Origin of the sequence: Microbacterium sp. AZCO (genome assembly GCF_039614715.1) — a bacterium.
Classification (GTDB): domain Bacteria; phylum Actinomycetota; class Actinomycetes; order Actinomycetales; family Microbacteriaceae; genus Microbacterium.
On sequence record NZ_CP154857.1, the window covers coordinates 1318945 to 1334452 of the forward strand.

Genomic DNA, 15508 nt, shown 5'->3' on the forward strand with positions numbered 1-15508 from the left:
CACGGTATCGGCGCTGTGCGGCCGTCAGGCCCCCGGCGGCCATCCGTTTTCGAGGCCGCGCCGAATAACGCACAGGCGACCGGCGTTGTCAACGTTCGTAGTGCCCAGACCCCGATGTCCGAGACCTGTGGAAGGCTTGGGAACCCCGCCGAGAGGAAAGCATGGCGATCGAGTTCCGGTCCGTCACGAAGCGCTTCGCCGACGGCACCGTGGCGGTGGACGACTTCAGCCTGTTGATCCCCGCCCACAAGACCACCGTCCTCGTCGGGTCGTCCGGCTGCGGCAAGACGACGCTGCTGCGCATGATCAACCGGCTGGTCGAGCCGACGGGCGGCGAGATCACGATCGACGACGAGCCGATCGCCGGGCGCGATCCCGTGACACTGCGGCGCGGCATCGGATACGTGCTTCAGAACGCCGGCCTGCTGCCCCATTTCTCGGTGATCGACAACATCGCGACGGTTCCCGTGCTCACGGGCGTTCCGCGCAAGCAGGCCCGAGCGCGGGCGCTCGAGCTGATGGATGTCGTCGGTCTCGACCGCGGGCTCGCCGACCGATACCCGAGCCAGCTGTCCGGCGGTCAGCAGCAGCGTGTCGGAGTCGCCCGCGGGCTCGCCGTCGACCCCAACATCCTGCTGATGGACGAGCCCTTCGGGGCTGTCGACCCCATCGTGCGCAAAGAGCTGCAGACCGAGATCCTCCGCCTGCAGCGCGAACTCGACAAGACCGTGGTGTTCGTCACGCACGACATCGACGAGGCGTTCCTCCTCGGTGATCAGGTCGTCATCCTGGAGAAGGGGGCGAAGATCGCGCAGCTCGGCACGCCCGACGAGATCACCGAAAACCCCGCCAGCGAATTCGTCGCCAGCTTCATCGGTGCCGACAAGGGCACCCGGGCGCTGCGCCGCAAAGAGACTCCGCGCGGCACCGTCGTGGTCGACTTCGCCGGGCGCACGCAGGGGGTCCTGGTGGAGGAGTCCCCGTGAGCTGGGTCCTGGACAACCTGGACCTCATCTGGGGGCTCAGCCTGGATCATCTCCGGCAGAGCCTCATCGCGATCGTCCTCGGTTTCGTCGTGGCGCTGCCGATCGGGTGGGTCGCCTTCCGCTTCACGGCGCTCCGCGGGCCGACACTGACGACCGTCGGCCTGCTCTACACGATCCCGTCGCTCGGGCTCTTCGCCGTCCTGGCGGCCGCGTTCGGGATCCCCCTGCTGTCCGAGGCGAACCTCATCGTCGCGCTGACGATCTACGCCGTCGCGATCATGACGCGCTCTGTCACCGACGGCCTCGCGTCGGTGGACCCGGTCACGCGTGAAGCGGCCATCGCGGTCGGCTTCGGGTCGTGGAGGCGGTTCTGGACGGTCGACCTTCCGCTGGCCGGGCCCGTGCTGCTCGCGGGGCTCCGCGTCACGGCGTCCTCGACGATCTCGCTCGCAACCGTCGGCATCCTCATCGGCGTCGAGAACCTCGGCTACCTCTTCACGAACGGCTCGCAGCGGCGGATCATCGCCGAAGTCCTCGCAGGAGTCGTGGCGGTCGTCATCATCGCGGTGCTCATCGACCTCCTGCTCGTCGTCCTCGGGCGCGCTCTCCTGCCGTGGAGCCGGCGCCGACCCACGCGCGCCGAGCGCGCACTCCGGGCGGTGAGCGCGTGAACTACTTCCTCGAGGCGTTCGCCTGGATCTTCTCGCCCGAGCGGCTCACGGGCGCACTCCCCCTTCCCACCGCGATCGCGCAGCACCTCGCGTTCACATTCGGCTCCGTGCTGATCGCCGCCGTCATCGCGATTCCCGTCGGCTGGCTCATCGGCCACACCGGTCGTGGCCGTGAGTTCGCCGTCTTCCTCGCGGGAGCCGCGCGGGCCCTGCCGTCCCTCGGACTCATCGTGCTGCTGGTGCTGCTGCTCGGAGTGAGTCTCAAGACGCAGGCCGCGGTGGTGGCGTTCGTCCTGCTCGCCATCCCGTCCATCCTGGCGGGCGCGTACGCCGGGTTCGAGTCGATCGATCGCAGCGTGATCGACGCCGGCCGCGCCATGGGCATGACCTCATGGCAGGTGCTGTGGAAGATCGAGGTTCCGCTCGGCATGCCTCTGCTCATCGGGGGCCTGCGGATCGCCACGCTGCAGGTCGTCGCCACCGTCACCATCGCGGCCTACGTGGGTCTCGGGGGTCTCGGGTACTACATCATCCAGGGAATCGCGCTCCGGGACTTCCCGGAGATCCTCGGCGCATCTATCGTCGTCATCGCTCTCGCACTCCTGCTGGACGGCATGTTCGCCGTTCTCCAGCGCGTCGTCGTCCCGCGCGGCGTAACCAGGAGGCCCCGCACTTCCGTCGCACAGCCAGACGCCGGTCGCCCCAGCATGGCCGGCTCGCTCACCTGACCCTCACCACAACCGGAGGTTCCGCATGTCCACATCACGCACCCGTCTCGCACTGGCGATCAGTGCGACGGCAATCGCCGCGCTCGCCCTGGCCGGCTGCGCGTCCAACGACCCGTTGAGCGGCGACAAGCCGACCGATCAGTCGAGCGACTCGTCCACCGTCGTCATCGGCTCCCAGGCCTACTACTCCAACGAGATCATCGCGGAGATCTACGCCCAGGCGCTCGAGGGCGCCGGCTATACGGTGGAGCGCAACTTCAACATCGGTCAGCGCGACGCGTACATGCCGTCGCTGGAGGACGGGTCGATCGACCTCTTCCCCGAGTACACCGGCAACCTTCTGCAGTTCTTCGACAAGAACGCGACGGCGACCTCGCCCGACGATGTCTACGCCGCCCTGAAGGAGGCCCTGCCCAGCGGGCTCACCGTGCTGGATCAGTCGCCGGCGACGGATCAGGATTCCTACAACGTGACGGCCGACTTCGCCCGCGAGCACAACCTGACGTCGATCGCGGATCTCGCCGGAGTCCAGGGCCTGGTGCTCGGCGGTGCGCCCGAGCTCGAGCAGCGCCCGTACGGACCCAAGGGCCTGAAGGACGTGTACGGCGTGGACGTGGCCTTCAACGCGACGGGCGACACGACTGTCGACGAACTCGTCGCCGGCACGATCCAGGTTGCCGACGTGTACAGCGCGGATCCGCTCATCAAGACGAAGGATCTCGTCACACTCGAGGACCCCAAGGGTCTGTTCCTCGCGTCGAACGTCGTTCCCCTCGTCAGCACCGACATCGCCGACAAGATCAAGGACGTCATCAATCCGATCAGCGCCGCACTGACGCCCGAAGGCCTCATCGACCTGAACGTGCAGTCGACCGTGGGTCAGAAGTCGGCGAAGGACATCGCCGCGGCCTGGCTGTCGGAGAACGGTCTGAACTGATCTCAGCGGGCTCGCCGTCGGCGTCAGTCTGCAAGCCCCTCCTGGGCATCCGTCGGTGTGACTTCGCGGGCGGTGTCGGCCGGTGAGCGCTCCCCCCTGCTCAGCAGGAGGAAGGGGAGCGCCACCGCCGAGATCGCGCCGCTCCAGATCATCGAGGCGCCATAGCCCTGAACGTCCGCCACTCGTCCGAGGACCGGCTGGAAGACGACACCTCCGCCGGATCCCATGAGTGAGTCGAACGAGAGCACGGTGGCGCGCTGCTTCGACGGGATCATGTCGTTGAGATAAGCGCGGTGCACGGGGTCATCGACCGAGGAGGCTATGCCCCACAGTGCGACCAGGAGGGCGGCGAACCAGAAGTCGTGCACGAGCCCCAGGCCGATGAGCACGACAGCGCTCAGCACCGCTGACAGGACGAGCGTGGAGGTGCGACGACGGAACAGCTTCCGCACCCAGGGAGCGATCGCGCCGCCGAGGATCGACGCGCCCGAGAGCAGCGCCGCAGCGAGCCCCGCCACCGAATACGCCTGTTCGTCGCCCCACAGCTCCAGCAGGTAGGGCTGCAGCGCGTAGAAGACGTAGATGCCGACACCCGCGATGAAGGGACTCGTGAGCATCAGCCATCGCACCGGCGGATCACCGAGGCCGTAGCGGACCGACGCGCGGAAGACCGTTCGCGTCGCCCGGAGAGGTCCTTCGCTTCGATCGGGCGTGAAGCCGAGATCGCGCATCAGCAGCGCGGCCACGAAGAACATCGCGAGCAGGATGAGGCCTCTGATCAGGAACGGCACGCCGAGGTTCGTCGCCTGGGCGATCACCCCGCCCAGCACCGAACCTGAGAGCATGGCGACGCCGCCGACGATCTGCGCCCGGCCGAAGACGGTCTCCAGGCTCCCCGTGTAGCCCGTCACCTTCAGCGCGTCGACGAGCCAGGCATCCACCGATCCGGAGAAGAAGGTGAAGCCCAGCCCGAGGAGCACCGACACCAGCGCCCACGCCCAGAAGGGCGAGTGCCACACCCAGAGCAGCCAGTACATCACGGTGGTCACGGCCAGTGTGATCGTGCCCAGCAGATACGACGCTCTCCGGCCGACGGTGTCGGCGATGACGCCGGTCGGGATCTCGAAGATCAGCATCCCCGCCGTGAAGAAGGCGTTGGCCGAGAACGCCTCGAAGTTCGACAGACCGGCGTCCAGCAGGAAGAGCGTGTTGATGCCCCAGATGAACGACGCAGCGAGCGTGTTGCCGAGCATGAGCGTGTAATACGTGCCCTGCACGCGGCGCGGAGTGGGCAGGGCGGGTCCGGCGTCGGTGTTGGTCTTGGAGATGGCGGCACCGCCTCTTCGCGCGGAATCGATGGACGACATCGCGACACTACGCCTGGTCGGCGCGACTGCGGCGAAAAGTCGCGGCGCGGTCCGCCGTCGTCGACCAGCTTTCCGAAACGCCAGAAGGACCTTCGGCCCGTCCCGTCGTGTCGATTCGTCGCATGCTGGTGCCGACGGTGAGAAGAAAGGTCGTGGATCGATGGATGAGATCCCCAACCCCGTGGTGGTCCTCTCGCGGGAGGAGTGCTGGGAGTACCTGTCCATGCAGAGACTCGGACGGATCGTCACGAGCGTCGCCCGCGTGATCGACATCTTCCCGGTGAACTACGTCGTCGACGGCGAGAGCGTGCTGATGCGGACCGCCCCGGGCAGCAAGCTCTTCGAGCTGACCGTCAATGACGAGGTCGTGTTCGAGGCGGACGATCACGACGACTCACATGCCTGGAGCGTCATCCTGCACGGGAGAGCACAGGTGCTCGACACGTTCGCGGAGGTCGAGCGGGCGGACGGCCTCGGCCTGGAGTCCTGGATCCCGACGTTGAAGTACACCTACGTGCGGATCGTCCCGACGAGTCTGAGCGGGCGCAGGTTCACGCGCGGACCGGAACCGGACAGGTACGGCATCCAGCAGTACTGAGCTGCGGCCCGCTGTGACCCGCCCACCTCGCGATGTCGCGCGCGTGGACGGGCCCGATCTCAGAGCGACGACCTGCCCGGTACCAGGTCAGACTTCCGACTCGGCGCGCAGCGGAGCCAGCATCTCTCCCAGCTGTCGACCCCACTCGCGAGCGCGATCGACCTCTCCCCCCTCGAGCTCATTGTCCTTGTCGACCACGAAGCTCTCCGGGTGAGCCAGCCGCGTCAGACCGTGCGCGCGCAGCTGACGATCGATCGCCGCAGCGGCGGATCCGGTGAAGATGCGCGGCATATCGGCGCGAGTGTCGAAGGCTGCGAACATGCTCGCGGGCAGCGCACCGTCGAGCAGCCACTCGCGAACCCCGGTTCCCTTGGCGGACGCGTCGAGCGCGAGGTGACGGGCCGGGTCCTCCGACCACCTGACGGCCTCTGCTCGCGTGGAGTCTCGACTCAGTCCGTGAACGTGCGTCGGCGCCCCCACGATGATGACATCGGGCTCGAGCGGCCACGGCTGGACCCGCTGCACGGCGGAGACCTCCACGGTCGCCGTCTCCGAGACTCCCTCCGCGATGGCCTCGGCGACGCGGCGTGTGTTGCCGAACATCGATTCGTACACCACCGCGACACGAGCCGGGTGGTGGATCGAGCCGCTGTGCGCGGGCGATGATGTCCGATCTTGACTCATGAGTCGGTCCTTCCTCTCGAGTTCCACGTCACCGCACCTGTCGAGGCACGACCGGGGTCGAAAGTCCCGCGACGCCGGCGGGCGCCAGGCCCGGTGTCCGCGACATTCCACCCGCTGAGCCGGCCTGGATGATTCGGGACCTTCGACCCAATCCCTATGGTTGGCCGCCGAATAGCGTGGCCGAAGGGCGCCTGAAGCGGTCCCGGTCTGGAGGTTCCGATGGAGCGCATCGTGCTCGGCTATGACGGGAGCCCGGCCGCGGTTGCAGCCCTGAGGTGGACGGCAGATCGACGAGGCCGCTCTCGAGCGAAAGTCGATGTCGTCAACGTCATCTCGCCGATGACGCGCGATCGGTCGCTCGGCATCGAGCAGCTCGCCGATGCGGAGACGTACCTCCGTGAGCGGGCGCCGGGGATGCCTGTGGAGCTTCACCGTCTGGAGGGGGCGATGCCCGACACGCTCGGCGACTTCTCACACGGGGTCGACCTCATCGTGGTGGGCATCGACCCTGCACACATGATCCGGGCGACCTTCCCCGGACTGGTCCCACTGGAGCTGGCGATGGAATCGAACGTGCCCGTGTGCCTGGTGCCGGCCGGGTGGGTGGAGGCGGACGACCCGGTCACCGTCGGCATCGCGGACGACGAGTCGTCCGACTCGGCCGTCGCATTCGCGGTCCGTGAGGCCCGCCTGACGTCGGCGAGCCTGCGGCTGGTGCACGCCTGGTTGATGCCGACGCCCGCTCGCTACGGAGCGACGGCTCTGGCCCTCTCCGTGGATCACGAGCTGGCACTCCATCGCGTCGTCTTGGACGAGGCGATGGGGAGTCTCATCGAGGCGCATCCGTCGCTCTCTGTTGAGGGGGAGCTCGTCAGGGAGAGCCGCGCGGCAGCCCTCCTGAAGTTCGCCGCGACATCGTCGATGCTGGTGATCGGCACCCACCATCACGGTCCGCTGACGGGTGCCCTCCTCGGATCCGTCGCGCAGGATGTGCTCTGGCGCGCCACCTGCCCGGTCTGCGTCGTGCCCAATGGCGCCCGTCAGAGCTAGAGCGCCGCGTCGTGCGGAGCGGGCTCCGGGTGAGCGAGCTGGAACACGGCAGCCTGGGTTCGGCGCTCGAGGCCGAGCTTGCTGAGAAGCGATGAGACGTAGTTCTTCACGGTCTTCTCCGCGATGCCGAGCCGATCACCGATCTGGCGATTGGTCATCCCGTCGGCGATGAGCCGAAGGATCTGGCGTTCCCGAAGACCCAGCGAACCGAGGCGAGGGTCGTCGCCCGCGGCATCCTGCATGCGGGATCTCGCGGCCCGCACCGTCTCTGGGTCCAGGAGGGAGCGGCCCGCGGCGACCGCCCTGATGGACTCGATCAGGCGTGATGCGCCGATGTCCTTCAGGACGTATCCGGCCGCTCCCGCAAGCACCGCGGCGGAGACGGCCGTGTCATCGTCGTAGGCGGTGAGGATCAGGCAGGCCACCGAGGGCAGCCGCGAGCGCACGTCACGGCATACGTCAATCCCGCTTCCGTCGGGAAGTCGCACGTCCAGAACGGCGACGTCGGGACTGGTCGCCTGGATCCGGCCGAGCGCCTGGCGAGCCGTCGCGGCTTCACCGATGACCTCCATGTCGGCCTGGGCGTCGATGAGGTTCCCGAGGCCACGTCGGACGATCTCGTGATCGTCGACAAGGAAGACCCGGATCATCGGGCGGTCTCCGCTTCCGTCGCCGGGGTCTGCGCCTCAAGCGGTGCGTGCCATGTCGCCGTCGTTCCGGACGGGCTCGAGTCGATGAGGAATCGTCCTCGCCTCGCTCGTGCCCGTTCGTCGAGATTCGCCAGACCCCGGCGCTCCCGATCGAGGGCCATCCCGTCGCCGTCGTCCGCCACCGTCACCGTCACCCCGTCGTCGGAGGCCACGACGTCGATCGACACACGGTCCCCATTCGCATGGCGGAGCGCATTGCTGAGCAGCTCGCGCGCTACGGCGACGACATCCGTGGCGAGCCCGTCGCGAACGAGGTGGTCGACCGGTCCGCTGAATCGGATGGCCGGGGGCCGGTGACCGCGAGCCGAGAGCTCGCCCACCACGTCGAGCAGCCGATGGCGCAAGGATGCCTCGTCGCGTTGCGAGAGAGCGAAGACCACGGTCCTGATCTGGCGGATCGCGTCATCCAGATGCTCGATCGCCTCTTCGATCTCGTCGCTGTCCGCCCCGGGACCGACACGTGCGCCGACGGCCTGGAGAGCGAGCCCTGTGCCGAACAGCTGCTGGATCACGTGATCGTGGAGGTCCCTGGCGATGCGCCGCCGGTCCTCCGCGAGGAGAGCGCGCTGCGCGTCTTCGCGTGCGCGCGCGAGCTCGAGGGCGATGCTCGCGCGAGAACCGAGATCACTCGCGCTTGCGATCTCCGCCGGGGAGAAGGGGTTCGCGTCGCGACCCCTCACGAGAACCATCACACCCCACGTGCCGGTCCGAGCCCTCAGCGGCACTGCAAGCGATGGACCGCCGCCGAATCCGGCCTGGTCCGCGAGAAGCGGTCGATCCCTCGGGTCCACCCGACCTCGAGCGTGCGGCTTCGCATCGTCGAGGACGGCCGCTACGAGGGGTGGAACAGGATCCACGAAGGAACCGGGGATCCACGTGCCGTCATCGCCCCGGGATGCGGCGATACGCAGCCGATCCTCCCCCGTCGACGTGAGCACGGCCACGCGGTCAGCTCCCCCGACCTCCTGGAGCCTGCCCGCGAGCAGGTCGAGGACCGTGTCGATCGGAGTCGAGACGATCGCCGATGCGAGTTCGGCGGCCGCGGTGGCCCAGAGCTCGCGTACTTGGGCATCCGCGAACAGGCGCGCGTTCTCGATGGCGAAGCCGGCTGTCGCAGCGAGTGCGCCGAGGAGCTGTTCGTCCTCTTCGGTGAATTCGCCGTTGCGGCGATTCGTCAGATAGAGGTTGCCGAAGACCTCGTCTCGGATTCGCACGGGGACGCCGAGGAAGTCGCCCATCTTCGGGTGATGGGCCGGGAACCCGACCGCGCGCTCATCGTTTTCGATCCGGCTGAGCCGGATGGGCCGGGGATCAGCGATGAGCGCACCGAGCAGGCCATGCCCCTCGGGGAGTTCGCCGATGGCCTGCGCCTGATCCGGCGTGAGGCCGACATAGATGAACTGCTCGAGAGCCTTCTTGTCGGGGGTCAGGATGCCCATCGCGCCGTACTCGGCCTCGACGAGCTCGGTCGCGGCTTCGACCGTTCTCCGCAGCACCTGGCGGAGATCGATCTGCTCGACGACCGTCTGGCTCGCACGCAGCAGCGCACGGAGCCGTCCCTGCGTGCGCATGACGCGTTCACCCTGGGCCAGCAGACTCGTGATCGCATCTTCGAGGTCTGCGCGCGGCCCGTCCGGGAAGGAGAGCGAGTCGGTCTCGGACACAGCGTCAACCTCCCGCAGTCGCCGTCACGGTTCAGGCTAGGCGCGACACGGCTTCCTCGCCACCGGAATGGCCGTAGACCACGTTCGCAGGCGTGCCCAGGGTGACGTGCTCACCGGACGATGAGCACCGAGCAGTGCGCGTGGGAGGAGAGGGCCGCGCTGACGGATCCGAGCAGCAGACCCGTGAAGCCGCCGTGGCCTCGGGTGCCGACGACAACGAACTCCGCCTGCCGCGAGAGCTCGATGAGCGTGTGAGCGGGACGTCCCCGCTGCGTGCTCGAGGTGAACCACGCCGGCACGCCGTCGGGAAACGCTTCCGCTGCGCCCATCGCTCGGATCTGCTCGGCATCCTCAACGGGGCTCCCATCGATCTCGGGCGAGTAGGCATCGCCGTAGATCAGCGTCGGGTAGTCCCAGACCACGATCGCGTGCACGGGGAGGTCGAGGAGGGGCGCCATCTGCACGGCGCGGAGGAGCCCACGGACGCTGCCGGCGGACCCGTCGAAGCCCACGAGGAGCCCGGGCTTGGCCCAGGGAAGCGGGAAGGGGTCGCGTTGCGGACCGGGATCGCGGATGGCCTCAGGCATGGCATCATCGTCCGCCGGCGACCTCACCGGCGGCGGGACCAACGTCCCGCGCCGACTCGCGCCCCGCGCGGAGACTGGTCTCATCACGAAACCCTCGAGGAGCAGATCATGAAGGCAGCAGTCGTCCACAGCTTCGGAGCACCGGCGGAGGTCGAGGATCGCCCCGTTCCCAGGCCGGGGGCGGGCCAGGTTCTGGTGCGCCTCGAAGCCTGCGGGCTGTGTCACACCGACATCCACGCCATGCAGGGCGACTGGCCGGTGAAGCCGCCGCTGCCCCTCGTCCCGGGCCATGAAGGAGTCGGGATCATCGAGCAGCTCGGCGACGGCGTCACCTCCCGCACCGTCGGACAGCGCGTCGCGATGCCGTGGCTCGGTCACGCGTGCGGCGAGTGCCGTTTCTGCATCGACGGGCGGGAGAACCTGTGCGAGCAGCAGTTCAACAACGGCTACGGGGTCGACGGCGGCTACGCCGAGTACATGCTCGCGGATGCCCGCTTCGCCACCCCGGTGCCCGACGGCATCTCGGCGATCGACGCGGCGCCCCTGACGTGCGCGGGGGTGACGACATACGCGGCGATCAAGAACGCGCGGGTGGTCCCCGGAGAGACGGTCGCCGTCTTCGGAATCGGCGGACTGGGCCACCTCGCGGTGCAGTACGCCCGGCTGGTCGGCGCCAAGGTCATCGCGGTGGACGTGAATGACGAGAAGCTCCAGCTGGCGACCGAACTGGGCGTCGACCACGTTGTGAACGCCCGTGGGACGGATGTGGTCCAGGCGATCCGAGACTGGGGAGGCGCGGATGTCGCGGTGGTCCTGGCGGTCGCTCCGGCGGTCTTCGGCCAGGCGTTCGAGGCACTCAACCGGGGTGGACGGCTCGTCCTGGTCTCCCTCCCCGCCGACGGCACGATCACGCTTCCGATCTTCGAGACCGTGCTCAAGGGCATCAGCGTCATCGGATCCATAGTGGGCACGCGGCAGGATCTCACGGAGGTCTTCGACCTGCACGCCGCCGGGCGCACGCGAGTGATCACGCAGACGCGTGAGCTCGAGCAGGTGAACACCTCGGTGGACGAGGTTCTCGCAGGCTCGGTGCCCGCCCGACTGGTCTTCGCCTATGACTCGGTGGGCGCGGTGAAGGCGCCGTCATCGGAGTGACCCCGAAAGATCAGCTCTCGAGATTCGCGGCGACGTCCGGTACGTAGTTCTCGAGGTTCCGCGGCGGCCTCTCATAGCCGCGGGCCTCGGGCCGGGTGGGGATCACCACCGGCTCCGGCTCGACCTTGCCGTAGGGAATCATCGAGAGCAGGTGCGAGATCATGTTGATCCGGCTGCGCCGCTTGTCGACGGACGGGACCTCGAACCACGGCGCCTCGGGGATGTCTGTGTGCACGAACATGCTGTCCTTCGCCCGCGAGTAGTCCTCCCACCGGGTGATCGACAGCAGGTCGTTGGGGCTCAGCTTCCACCGCCGCATCGGATCCTGCGCCCGGGAGCGGAACCTGCTCTCCTGCTCGTCGGGCGAGACGCTGAACCAGTACTTGAGGAGGATGATCCCGTCCTCGACGAGCAGCCGTTCGAAGATGGGGGCCTGGTGCAGGAAGCGGTGGTACTCCGCGTTCGTGCAGTAGCCCATCACGTGCTCGACTCCGGCGCGGTTGTACCACGATCGATCCATCAGGACGATCTCCCCCGCAGCGGGCAGATGCGGCACATATCGCTGGAAGTACCACTGGCCCTTCTCGCGCTCGGTCGGCGCGGGGAGGGCCACGATGCGCGTGACCCGGGGGTTGAGGTACTCGGCGACGCGCTTGATCGTCGAGCCCTTGCCGGCGGCATCCCGTCCCTCGAAGATGACCACGATCCGTGCTCCGGACGCCTGCACCCACGCCTGCATGTCGACCAGCTCGGCCTGCAGCCGGTGCAGCTCGCGTTCGTAGCTCTTCTTCGAGAGGCGGGAACCCATGTCGCGACAGTACACGGCGTCCGCGATTCTCAGCCGCGTCTGAGTGGTCGTCTGGTTGACTCACCTCGCGGTGCCGACGCCGCGAGGAGCAGCGTGGACGACCGTCGAGAGGTTCTCCCCCGACTCCTATATGTCGAGGACGACCCGGTGATCGCCGAGATGGCGGTCGACGTCCTCAGCGAGAGCTATTCCGTCGAGCACGTCTCGGACGGGCGCATCGCGAAGGAGCGCGTGCTCAGCGACCGGTTCGATGTCATCGTGGTCGATCGGCGCCTGCCGGGCCTGGACGGCCTCGACCTCGTGCGCGCCATTCGGGTGGCGCACATCACGACTCCCGTGCTGCTGCTCACGGCACTCGGGTCGGTCGCGGATCGGGTGGAAGGGCTGGATGCCGGAGCCAACGACTACCTCGTCAAGCCCTTCGACTACGACGAGCTGCTGGCACGACTGCGATCACTCGTCCGAGGCTTCCGGATCGCCGGTGAGCGGCGTGAGATCGGAGAGTGGGTGTTCGTGCCGGCATCCTCGGCGCTCTACTCGCCGGCAGGCGGACGTGTCGCACTGACCGCCACCGAGACCCGGCTGCTCTCGGCCCTGTCGGAGAGCCCCGGCCACGTCTTCTCCCGTGAGGAGCTGCTTCGTACCGCCTTCTCCTCGGACGACTCGCTGAACTCGGTGGACACCTACGTGCATTACATCCGACGCAAATCGGCGCCCGACATCATCGAGACGGTCCGCGGCCGCGGCTACCGAGCGGCCGCGCCGATATGAGCGGCTCCCCCGACCGCGACCGCGTCCAGCGGTCCGCGCTGCGGGTGGGCATCCTGGTCGCAGCGGGATCTGCCCTGGTCATCACGGCCGGAGTGGCCGTCCTGGTGCTCGTGCTGCTCATCTCGGGCCGCCCGGAGGGCGAGCGCGAACCCGAGCGCGGAGAACCCGTCGGCGATCACATCGTCGTCGACGTCGACCGGGTGCTGCCCGTGGTGCTCGCGCTCGGAGTGCTCGGGGTCGTCCTCCTGGGGGTCATCGCGTGGCTCGCCGCGCGATCGGCGGTTCGCCCGCTCGCCGAAGCGCTGCGCCTGCAGCGCGCGTTCGTCGCCGACTCCAGCCACGAGCTGCGCACACCGCTCACCGCGCTCACGAGCCGGATCCAGATCCTCCAACGGCGACAGGCCGCCGGCAGGCCGATCGAGCCGACGATCGCCGCGCTGCGTCACGATGCCCGCGTCCTCGACGACGTTCTGACCGACATGCTTCTCGCGGCCGAGGGTGAGGACGCGGGCGACTCCTCGGCGCAGCTCGATGGATGCCTCGAATCAGCCGTGGCGACGCTCGAGCCGCTCGCCGACGAGACCGGCGTCACGCTGCGCACCGAGGTCGCTCACGCGATGACCGCCCCTATCCCGTCCGTCACCCTCACCCGTCTGTGCGTGGCGCTGATCGACAACGCGGTGCACCACTCCCCCTCCGGGTCCGTCGTCACCGTCGCCGCGGACCGGAACGGCGACACCATCGAGATCCGTGTCACCGATGCCGGGAGCGGCGTCGATCCTGCCGACCACGACCGCATCTTCGAGCGTTTCGCCCGCGCAGCGGAGTCCGGGCGCCGGCGTGGGTTCGGGCTGGGGCTTGCGCTCGTGCGCGAGACGGCTGCACGCTACGGCGGAACAGCGAAACTGGAGTCGACGTCATCGACGGGGTCGACGTTCGTCCTCGCCCTGCCCGCGTCACGGTAGACCTCGTCAGCGCCGTCAGTGGCTCGCCTGGTCGAGCGCCGTCAGTGGCTCGCCTGGTCGAGTGCCGACTGCAGCGACTGGATGTAGCCCGTGCTGGTGAATGTGGCGCCCGAGATCATGTCGAGCTGGGCGCTCTGCGCCGTGAGCGTCTCGGAGACGAGCTGCGGGATGGCCGAGGAGTTGATCCGCTGATCCACCCCGTTGCCATCCGGATAGGTCGGCACATCGACCGCGGTGATCTTGCCGCCGGACACGGTGACCTGAACCTGCACAGGACCGTACCTAGTCGCCGCCGAGCTGCCCGTGTACTGCCCATCGGTGAGCGTGCCGGAACCCGAGGTCTGTCCGCCCGGCGCGGTCACCGGCGCCGGTGCCGCGTCGAGCGAGGTGCGGTACGTGAACAGCATCACGAGGCCGCTGATCGTGGCGAGAACACCGATGATGATCTTCTTCATGGAGGCTCCTCGATGAGGTTCAGACGGCGAACGCTTCGCTGTGGATGCGTCGGTCGGGCACACCGGCCTCGATGAGGTCCGCGTGGACGGCGGCCATCCACGGAGCCGGCCCGCAGAGGAAGACGTCGTAGTCCTCGAGGTCGGGTGCGAGATGGCGGAAGATCGCGGATCCGGCCCACGCCGCGTGGGAGGCGGGCAGCCACGTCGCCCGACTGCGATCCCGAGGTCCGTTCAGCGTGAAGTGACGCACACCGCGCATTCTCGTGAGCCGGCTGATCTCGTCGAGCCGCATCCCGTCGGCATCGGTGTGGTCGCGCGTGAGGAGCACGGCGTCGCCCGGCGCGTAGTCCTCCGAGGCCAGCAGAGCGGTCAACGGAGCGACGCCCGCGCCCGCGCCGATCATGAGGAGTTTGCGCGCGCTGCGCACGTCCCCGGTCATGGTGCCGTAGGGGCCCTCGATGAGCGCGCGCGTGCCGGGACGCAGGCGTGTCAGTCGTTCCGTGCCGTCGCCCACGATCTTCGCCGAGATGACGAACTCATCCCCCACCGGGGCCGCGGCCAGCGAGTACGGATGTCCACGCGACCATCCGGGACCGTCGAGGAATCGCCAGACGAAGAACTGCCCGGCCCGCGCGCGGAGCCGCTCGAGATCGCGACCGCGCACGCGCACGCTCACGCCGTTCGACCCGTCCGGCACCACCGAGACCACACGAAGACGGTGCCGCGCCGAGCGCCACAGCGGCTGCCCGATGCGGAAGACGACGACGGATGCGGCCACGATGCCCCACAGCATCCACCAGTACACCGTCGCCGCGGCGTTCTGCACGAAGTCGGCACCCGTCCAGAGCATGTGCGGGATGGCGAGCCCCACGCCGAGGTAGCCGTACAGGTGGAGGAGGTGCCAGGACTCGTAGCGCAGCCGCCGGCGTGATCTCCGGATCGAGGTCACCACCACCATGACGAGAAGACCCGTGCCCGCCGTCGCGAGCAGCATGCCCGGGTAGTCCCAGACGAACTGCCACAGCTGAACGAACGGGTTCACGGCGGCCTGCGCGGCATAGCCCAGCACGAGAAGCACGATGTGGGCGATGAGCAGCCAGAACGACCAGAACCCCACGAGCCGGTGCATGCGGGTGATCTCATCTCGCCCGAAGCCGCGCTCGAAGAGCGGCACGCGCGCCATCAGAAGCACCTGATAGAGCAGAAGGTTCGCCGACACGAGCCCGGTCAGCCGTCCGAGCGAGTTCAGCGTCTCGGCGTCGAAGCCCAGGAGCGCCTGCACGCCGGCGCCCGACACCCACAGTGCGACGACGAAGAGGCTCGTGCCCCAGATGACCACGGTCGCCGCGAGGTTCCACAGATTCCGCCGGGA

The 15508-nt window shown here is 68.3% G+C and carries 17 protein-coding genes; 9 read left to right on the top strand and 8 right to left on the bottom strand.

All coding sequences use genetic code 11. The features are described from left to right. The first annotated feature begins 161 nt into the window (after positions 1 to 161). Genes AAIB33_RS06180 through AAIB33_RS06195 form a run of 4 tightly spaced genes read left to right on the top strand, consistent with a single transcriptional unit; the run spans position 162 to position 3322 of the window. Positions 162 to 986 (top strand): ATP-binding cassette domain-containing protein, encoded by an 825-nt coding sequence (locus AAIB33_RS06180; protein ID WP_345802676.1) that lies wholly within the window; start codon positions 162 to 164, stop codon positions 984 to 986. Then, the gene (locus AAIB33_RS06185) at positions 983 to 1657 is read left to right on the top strand and encodes an ABC transporter permease subunit (protein WP_345802677.1); all 675 of its coding nucleotides are present in this window, start codon (positions 983 to 985) and stop codon (positions 1655 to 1657) included. Before AAIB33_RS06180 ends, AAIB33_RS06185 begins: the two co-directional genes overlap by 4 nt. Continuing rightward, entirely contained in the window at positions 1654 to 2385 is a 732-nt protein-coding gene (locus tag AAIB33_RS06190; RefSeq protein WP_345802678.1) for an ABC transporter permease, read from the top strand. Before AAIB33_RS06185 ends, AAIB33_RS06190 begins: the two co-directional genes overlap by 4 nt. Before the next feature lie 25 nt (positions 2386 to 2410). Beyond that, on the top strand, positions 2411 to 3322 hold the full coding sequence (locus AAIB33_RS06195; protein ID WP_345802679.1) for an ABC transporter substrate-binding protein: 912 nt from the start codon (positions 2411 to 2413) through the stop codon (positions 3320 to 3322). Positions 3323 to 3345: 23 nt separating this feature from the next. Here AAIB33_RS06195 and AAIB33_RS06200 read toward each other — a convergent pair whose 3' ends face one another. Then, a complete protein-coding gene (locus tag AAIB33_RS06200; protein ID WP_345803391.1) occupies positions 3346 to 4575 on the bottom strand; it encodes an MFS transporter in 1230 nt (409 codons plus the stop codon). Positions 4576 to 4849: 274 nt separating this feature from the next. Between AAIB33_RS06200 and AAIB33_RS06205 the strand changes: the two genes are divergently transcribed. Then, positions 4850 to 5287 (top strand): pyridoxamine 5'-phosphate oxidase family protein, encoded by a 438-nt coding sequence (locus AAIB33_RS06205; RefSeq protein WP_345802680.1) that lies wholly within the window; start codon positions 4850 to 4852, stop codon positions 5285 to 5287. A gap of 87 nt (positions 5288 to 5374) precedes the next feature. Here AAIB33_RS06205 and AAIB33_RS06210 read toward each other — a convergent pair whose 3' ends face one another. Continuing rightward, positions 5375 to 5971, bottom strand: coding sequence for a flavodoxin domain-containing protein (locus AAIB33_RS06210; RefSeq protein WP_345802681.1), 597 nt, complete (start codon positions 5969 to 5971; stop codon positions 5375 to 5377). A 219-nt stretch (positions 5972 to 6190) separates the two neighbouring features. Here AAIB33_RS06210 and AAIB33_RS06215 point away from each other — a divergent pair, with 219 nt between their 5' ends. Continuing rightward, positions 6191 to 7021 carry a universal stress protein gene (locus tag AAIB33_RS06215; protein ID WP_345802682.1) on the top strand — a complete coding sequence of 277 codons (831 nt, stop codon included), beginning with the start codon at positions 6191 to 6193 and terminating at the stop codon, positions 7019 to 7021. On the opposite strand, the gene AAIB33_RS06220 is transcribed toward AAIB33_RS06215, so the two are convergent. The 3 genes from AAIB33_RS06220 to AAIB33_RS06230 form a co-directional block, all read right to left on the bottom strand. After that, entirely contained in the window at positions 7018 to 7671 is a 654-nt protein-coding gene (locus AAIB33_RS06220; protein ID WP_345802683.1) for a response regulator transcription factor, read from the bottom strand. The two genes, AAIB33_RS06215 and AAIB33_RS06220, sit on opposite strands and share 4 nt — an antisense overlap. Continuing rightward, the gene (locus AAIB33_RS06225) at positions 7668 to 9395 is read right to left on the bottom strand and encodes a GAF domain-containing protein (protein WP_345802684.1); all 1728 of its coding nucleotides are present in this window, start codon (positions 9393 to 9395) and stop codon (positions 7668 to 7670) included. The genes AAIB33_RS06220 and AAIB33_RS06225 overlap by 4 nt, the downstream gene beginning before the upstream one ends. A gap of 110 nt (positions 9396 to 9505) precedes the next feature. Next, positions 9506 to 9982, bottom strand: a complete 477-nt coding sequence (locus AAIB33_RS06230) for a universal stress protein (protein WP_345802685.1) — start codon at positions 9980 to 9982, stop codon at positions 9506 to 9508. Positions 9983 to 10090: 108 nt separating this feature from the next. On the opposite strand from AAIB33_RS06230, the gene AAIB33_RS06235 reads away from it, so the two are divergent. Next, complete coding sequence (locus tag AAIB33_RS06235) at positions 10091 to 11137, top strand: zinc-dependent alcohol dehydrogenase (protein WP_345802686.1); 1047 nt, start codon at positions 10091 to 10093, stop codon at positions 11135 to 11137. Positions 11138 to 11147: 10 nt separating this feature from the next. Here AAIB33_RS06235 and ppk2 read toward each other — a convergent pair whose 3' ends face one another. After that, positions 11148 to 11945 (bottom strand): polyphosphate kinase 2, encoded by a 798-nt coding sequence (ppk2, locus tag AAIB33_RS06240; RefSeq protein ID WP_345802687.1) that lies wholly within the window; start codon positions 11943 to 11945, stop codon positions 11148 to 11150. A 93-nt stretch (positions 11946 to 12038) separates the two neighbouring features. On the opposite strand from ppk2, the gene AAIB33_RS06245 reads away from it, so the two are divergent. Beyond that, positions 12039 to 12716, top strand: a complete 678-nt coding sequence (locus AAIB33_RS06245; RefSeq protein ID WP_345802688.1) for a response regulator transcription factor — start codon at positions 12039 to 12041, stop codon at positions 12714 to 12716. After that, complete coding sequence (locus AAIB33_RS06250; RefSeq protein WP_345802689.1) at positions 12713 to 13681, top strand: HAMP domain-containing sensor histidine kinase; 969 nt, start codon at positions 12713 to 12715, stop codon at positions 13679 to 13681. Before AAIB33_RS06245 ends, AAIB33_RS06250 begins: the two co-directional genes overlap by 4 nt. 41 nt (positions 13682 to 13722) lie before the next feature. Here the strand turns inward: AAIB33_RS06250 and AAIB33_RS06255 are convergent, their stop codons facing one another. Together AAIB33_RS06255 and AAIB33_RS06260 are read right to left on the bottom strand one after the other, a co-directional pair. Then, positions 13723 to 14136 (bottom strand): FMN-binding protein, encoded by a 414-nt coding sequence (locus AAIB33_RS06255; RefSeq protein WP_345802690.1) that lies wholly within the window; start codon positions 14134 to 14136, stop codon positions 13723 to 13725. Between the two features lie 19 nt (positions 14137 to 14155). Next, a complete protein-coding gene (locus AAIB33_RS06260; protein ID WP_345802691.1) occupies positions 14156 to 15475 on the bottom strand; it encodes a ferredoxin reductase family protein in 1320 nt (439 codons plus the stop codon). Positions 15476 to 15508 lie beyond the last annotated feature (33 nt).

Coding starts and splice junctions, on each gene's coding strand:
- AAIB33_RS06220 (WP_345802683.1), bottom strand. CDS start 7,671: ATGATCCGGGTCTTCCTTGTCGACGATCACGAGATCGTCCGACGTGGC.
- AAIB33_RS06230 (WP_345802685.1), bottom strand. CDS start 9,982: ATGCCTGAGGCCATCCGCGATCCCGGTCCGCAACGCGACCCCTTCCCG.
- ppk2 (WP_345802687.1), bottom strand. CDS start 11,945: ATGGGTTCCCGCCTCTCGAAGAAGAGCTACGAACGCGAGCTGCACCGG.
- AAIB33_RS06235 (WP_345802686.1), top strand. CDS start 10,091: ATGAAGGCAGCAGTCGTCCACAGCTTCGGAGCACCGGCGGAGGTCGAG.
- AAIB33_RS06180 (WP_345802676.1), top strand. CDS start 162: ATGGCGATCGAGTTCCGGTCCGTCACGAAGCGCTTCGCCGACGGCACC.
- AAIB33_RS06205 (WP_345802680.1), top strand. CDS start 4,850: ATGGATGAGATCCCCAACCCCGTGGTGGTCCTCTCGCGGGAGGAGTGC.
- AAIB33_RS06195 (WP_345802679.1), top strand. CDS start 2,411: ATGTCCACATCACGCACCCGTCTCGCACTGGCGATCAGTGCGACGGCA.
- AAIB33_RS06255 (WP_345802690.1), bottom strand. CDS start 14,136: ATGAAGAAGATCATCATCGGTGTTCTCGCCACGATCAGCGGCCTCGTG.
- AAIB33_RS06215 (WP_345802682.1), top strand. CDS start 6,191: ATGGAGCGCATCGTGCTCGGCTATGACGGGAGCCCGGCCGCGGTTGCA.
- AAIB33_RS06250 (WP_345802689.1), top strand. CDS start 12,713: ATGAGCGGCTCCCCCGACCGCGACCGCGTCCAGCGGTCCGCGCTGCGG.
- AAIB33_RS06200 (WP_345803391.1), bottom strand. CDS start 4,575: ATGCTCGGCAACACGCTCGCTGCGTCGTTCATCTGGGGCATCAACACG.
- AAIB33_RS06210 (WP_345802681.1), bottom strand. CDS start 5,971: ATGAGTCAAGATCGGACATCATCGCCCGCGCACAGCGGCTCGATCCAC.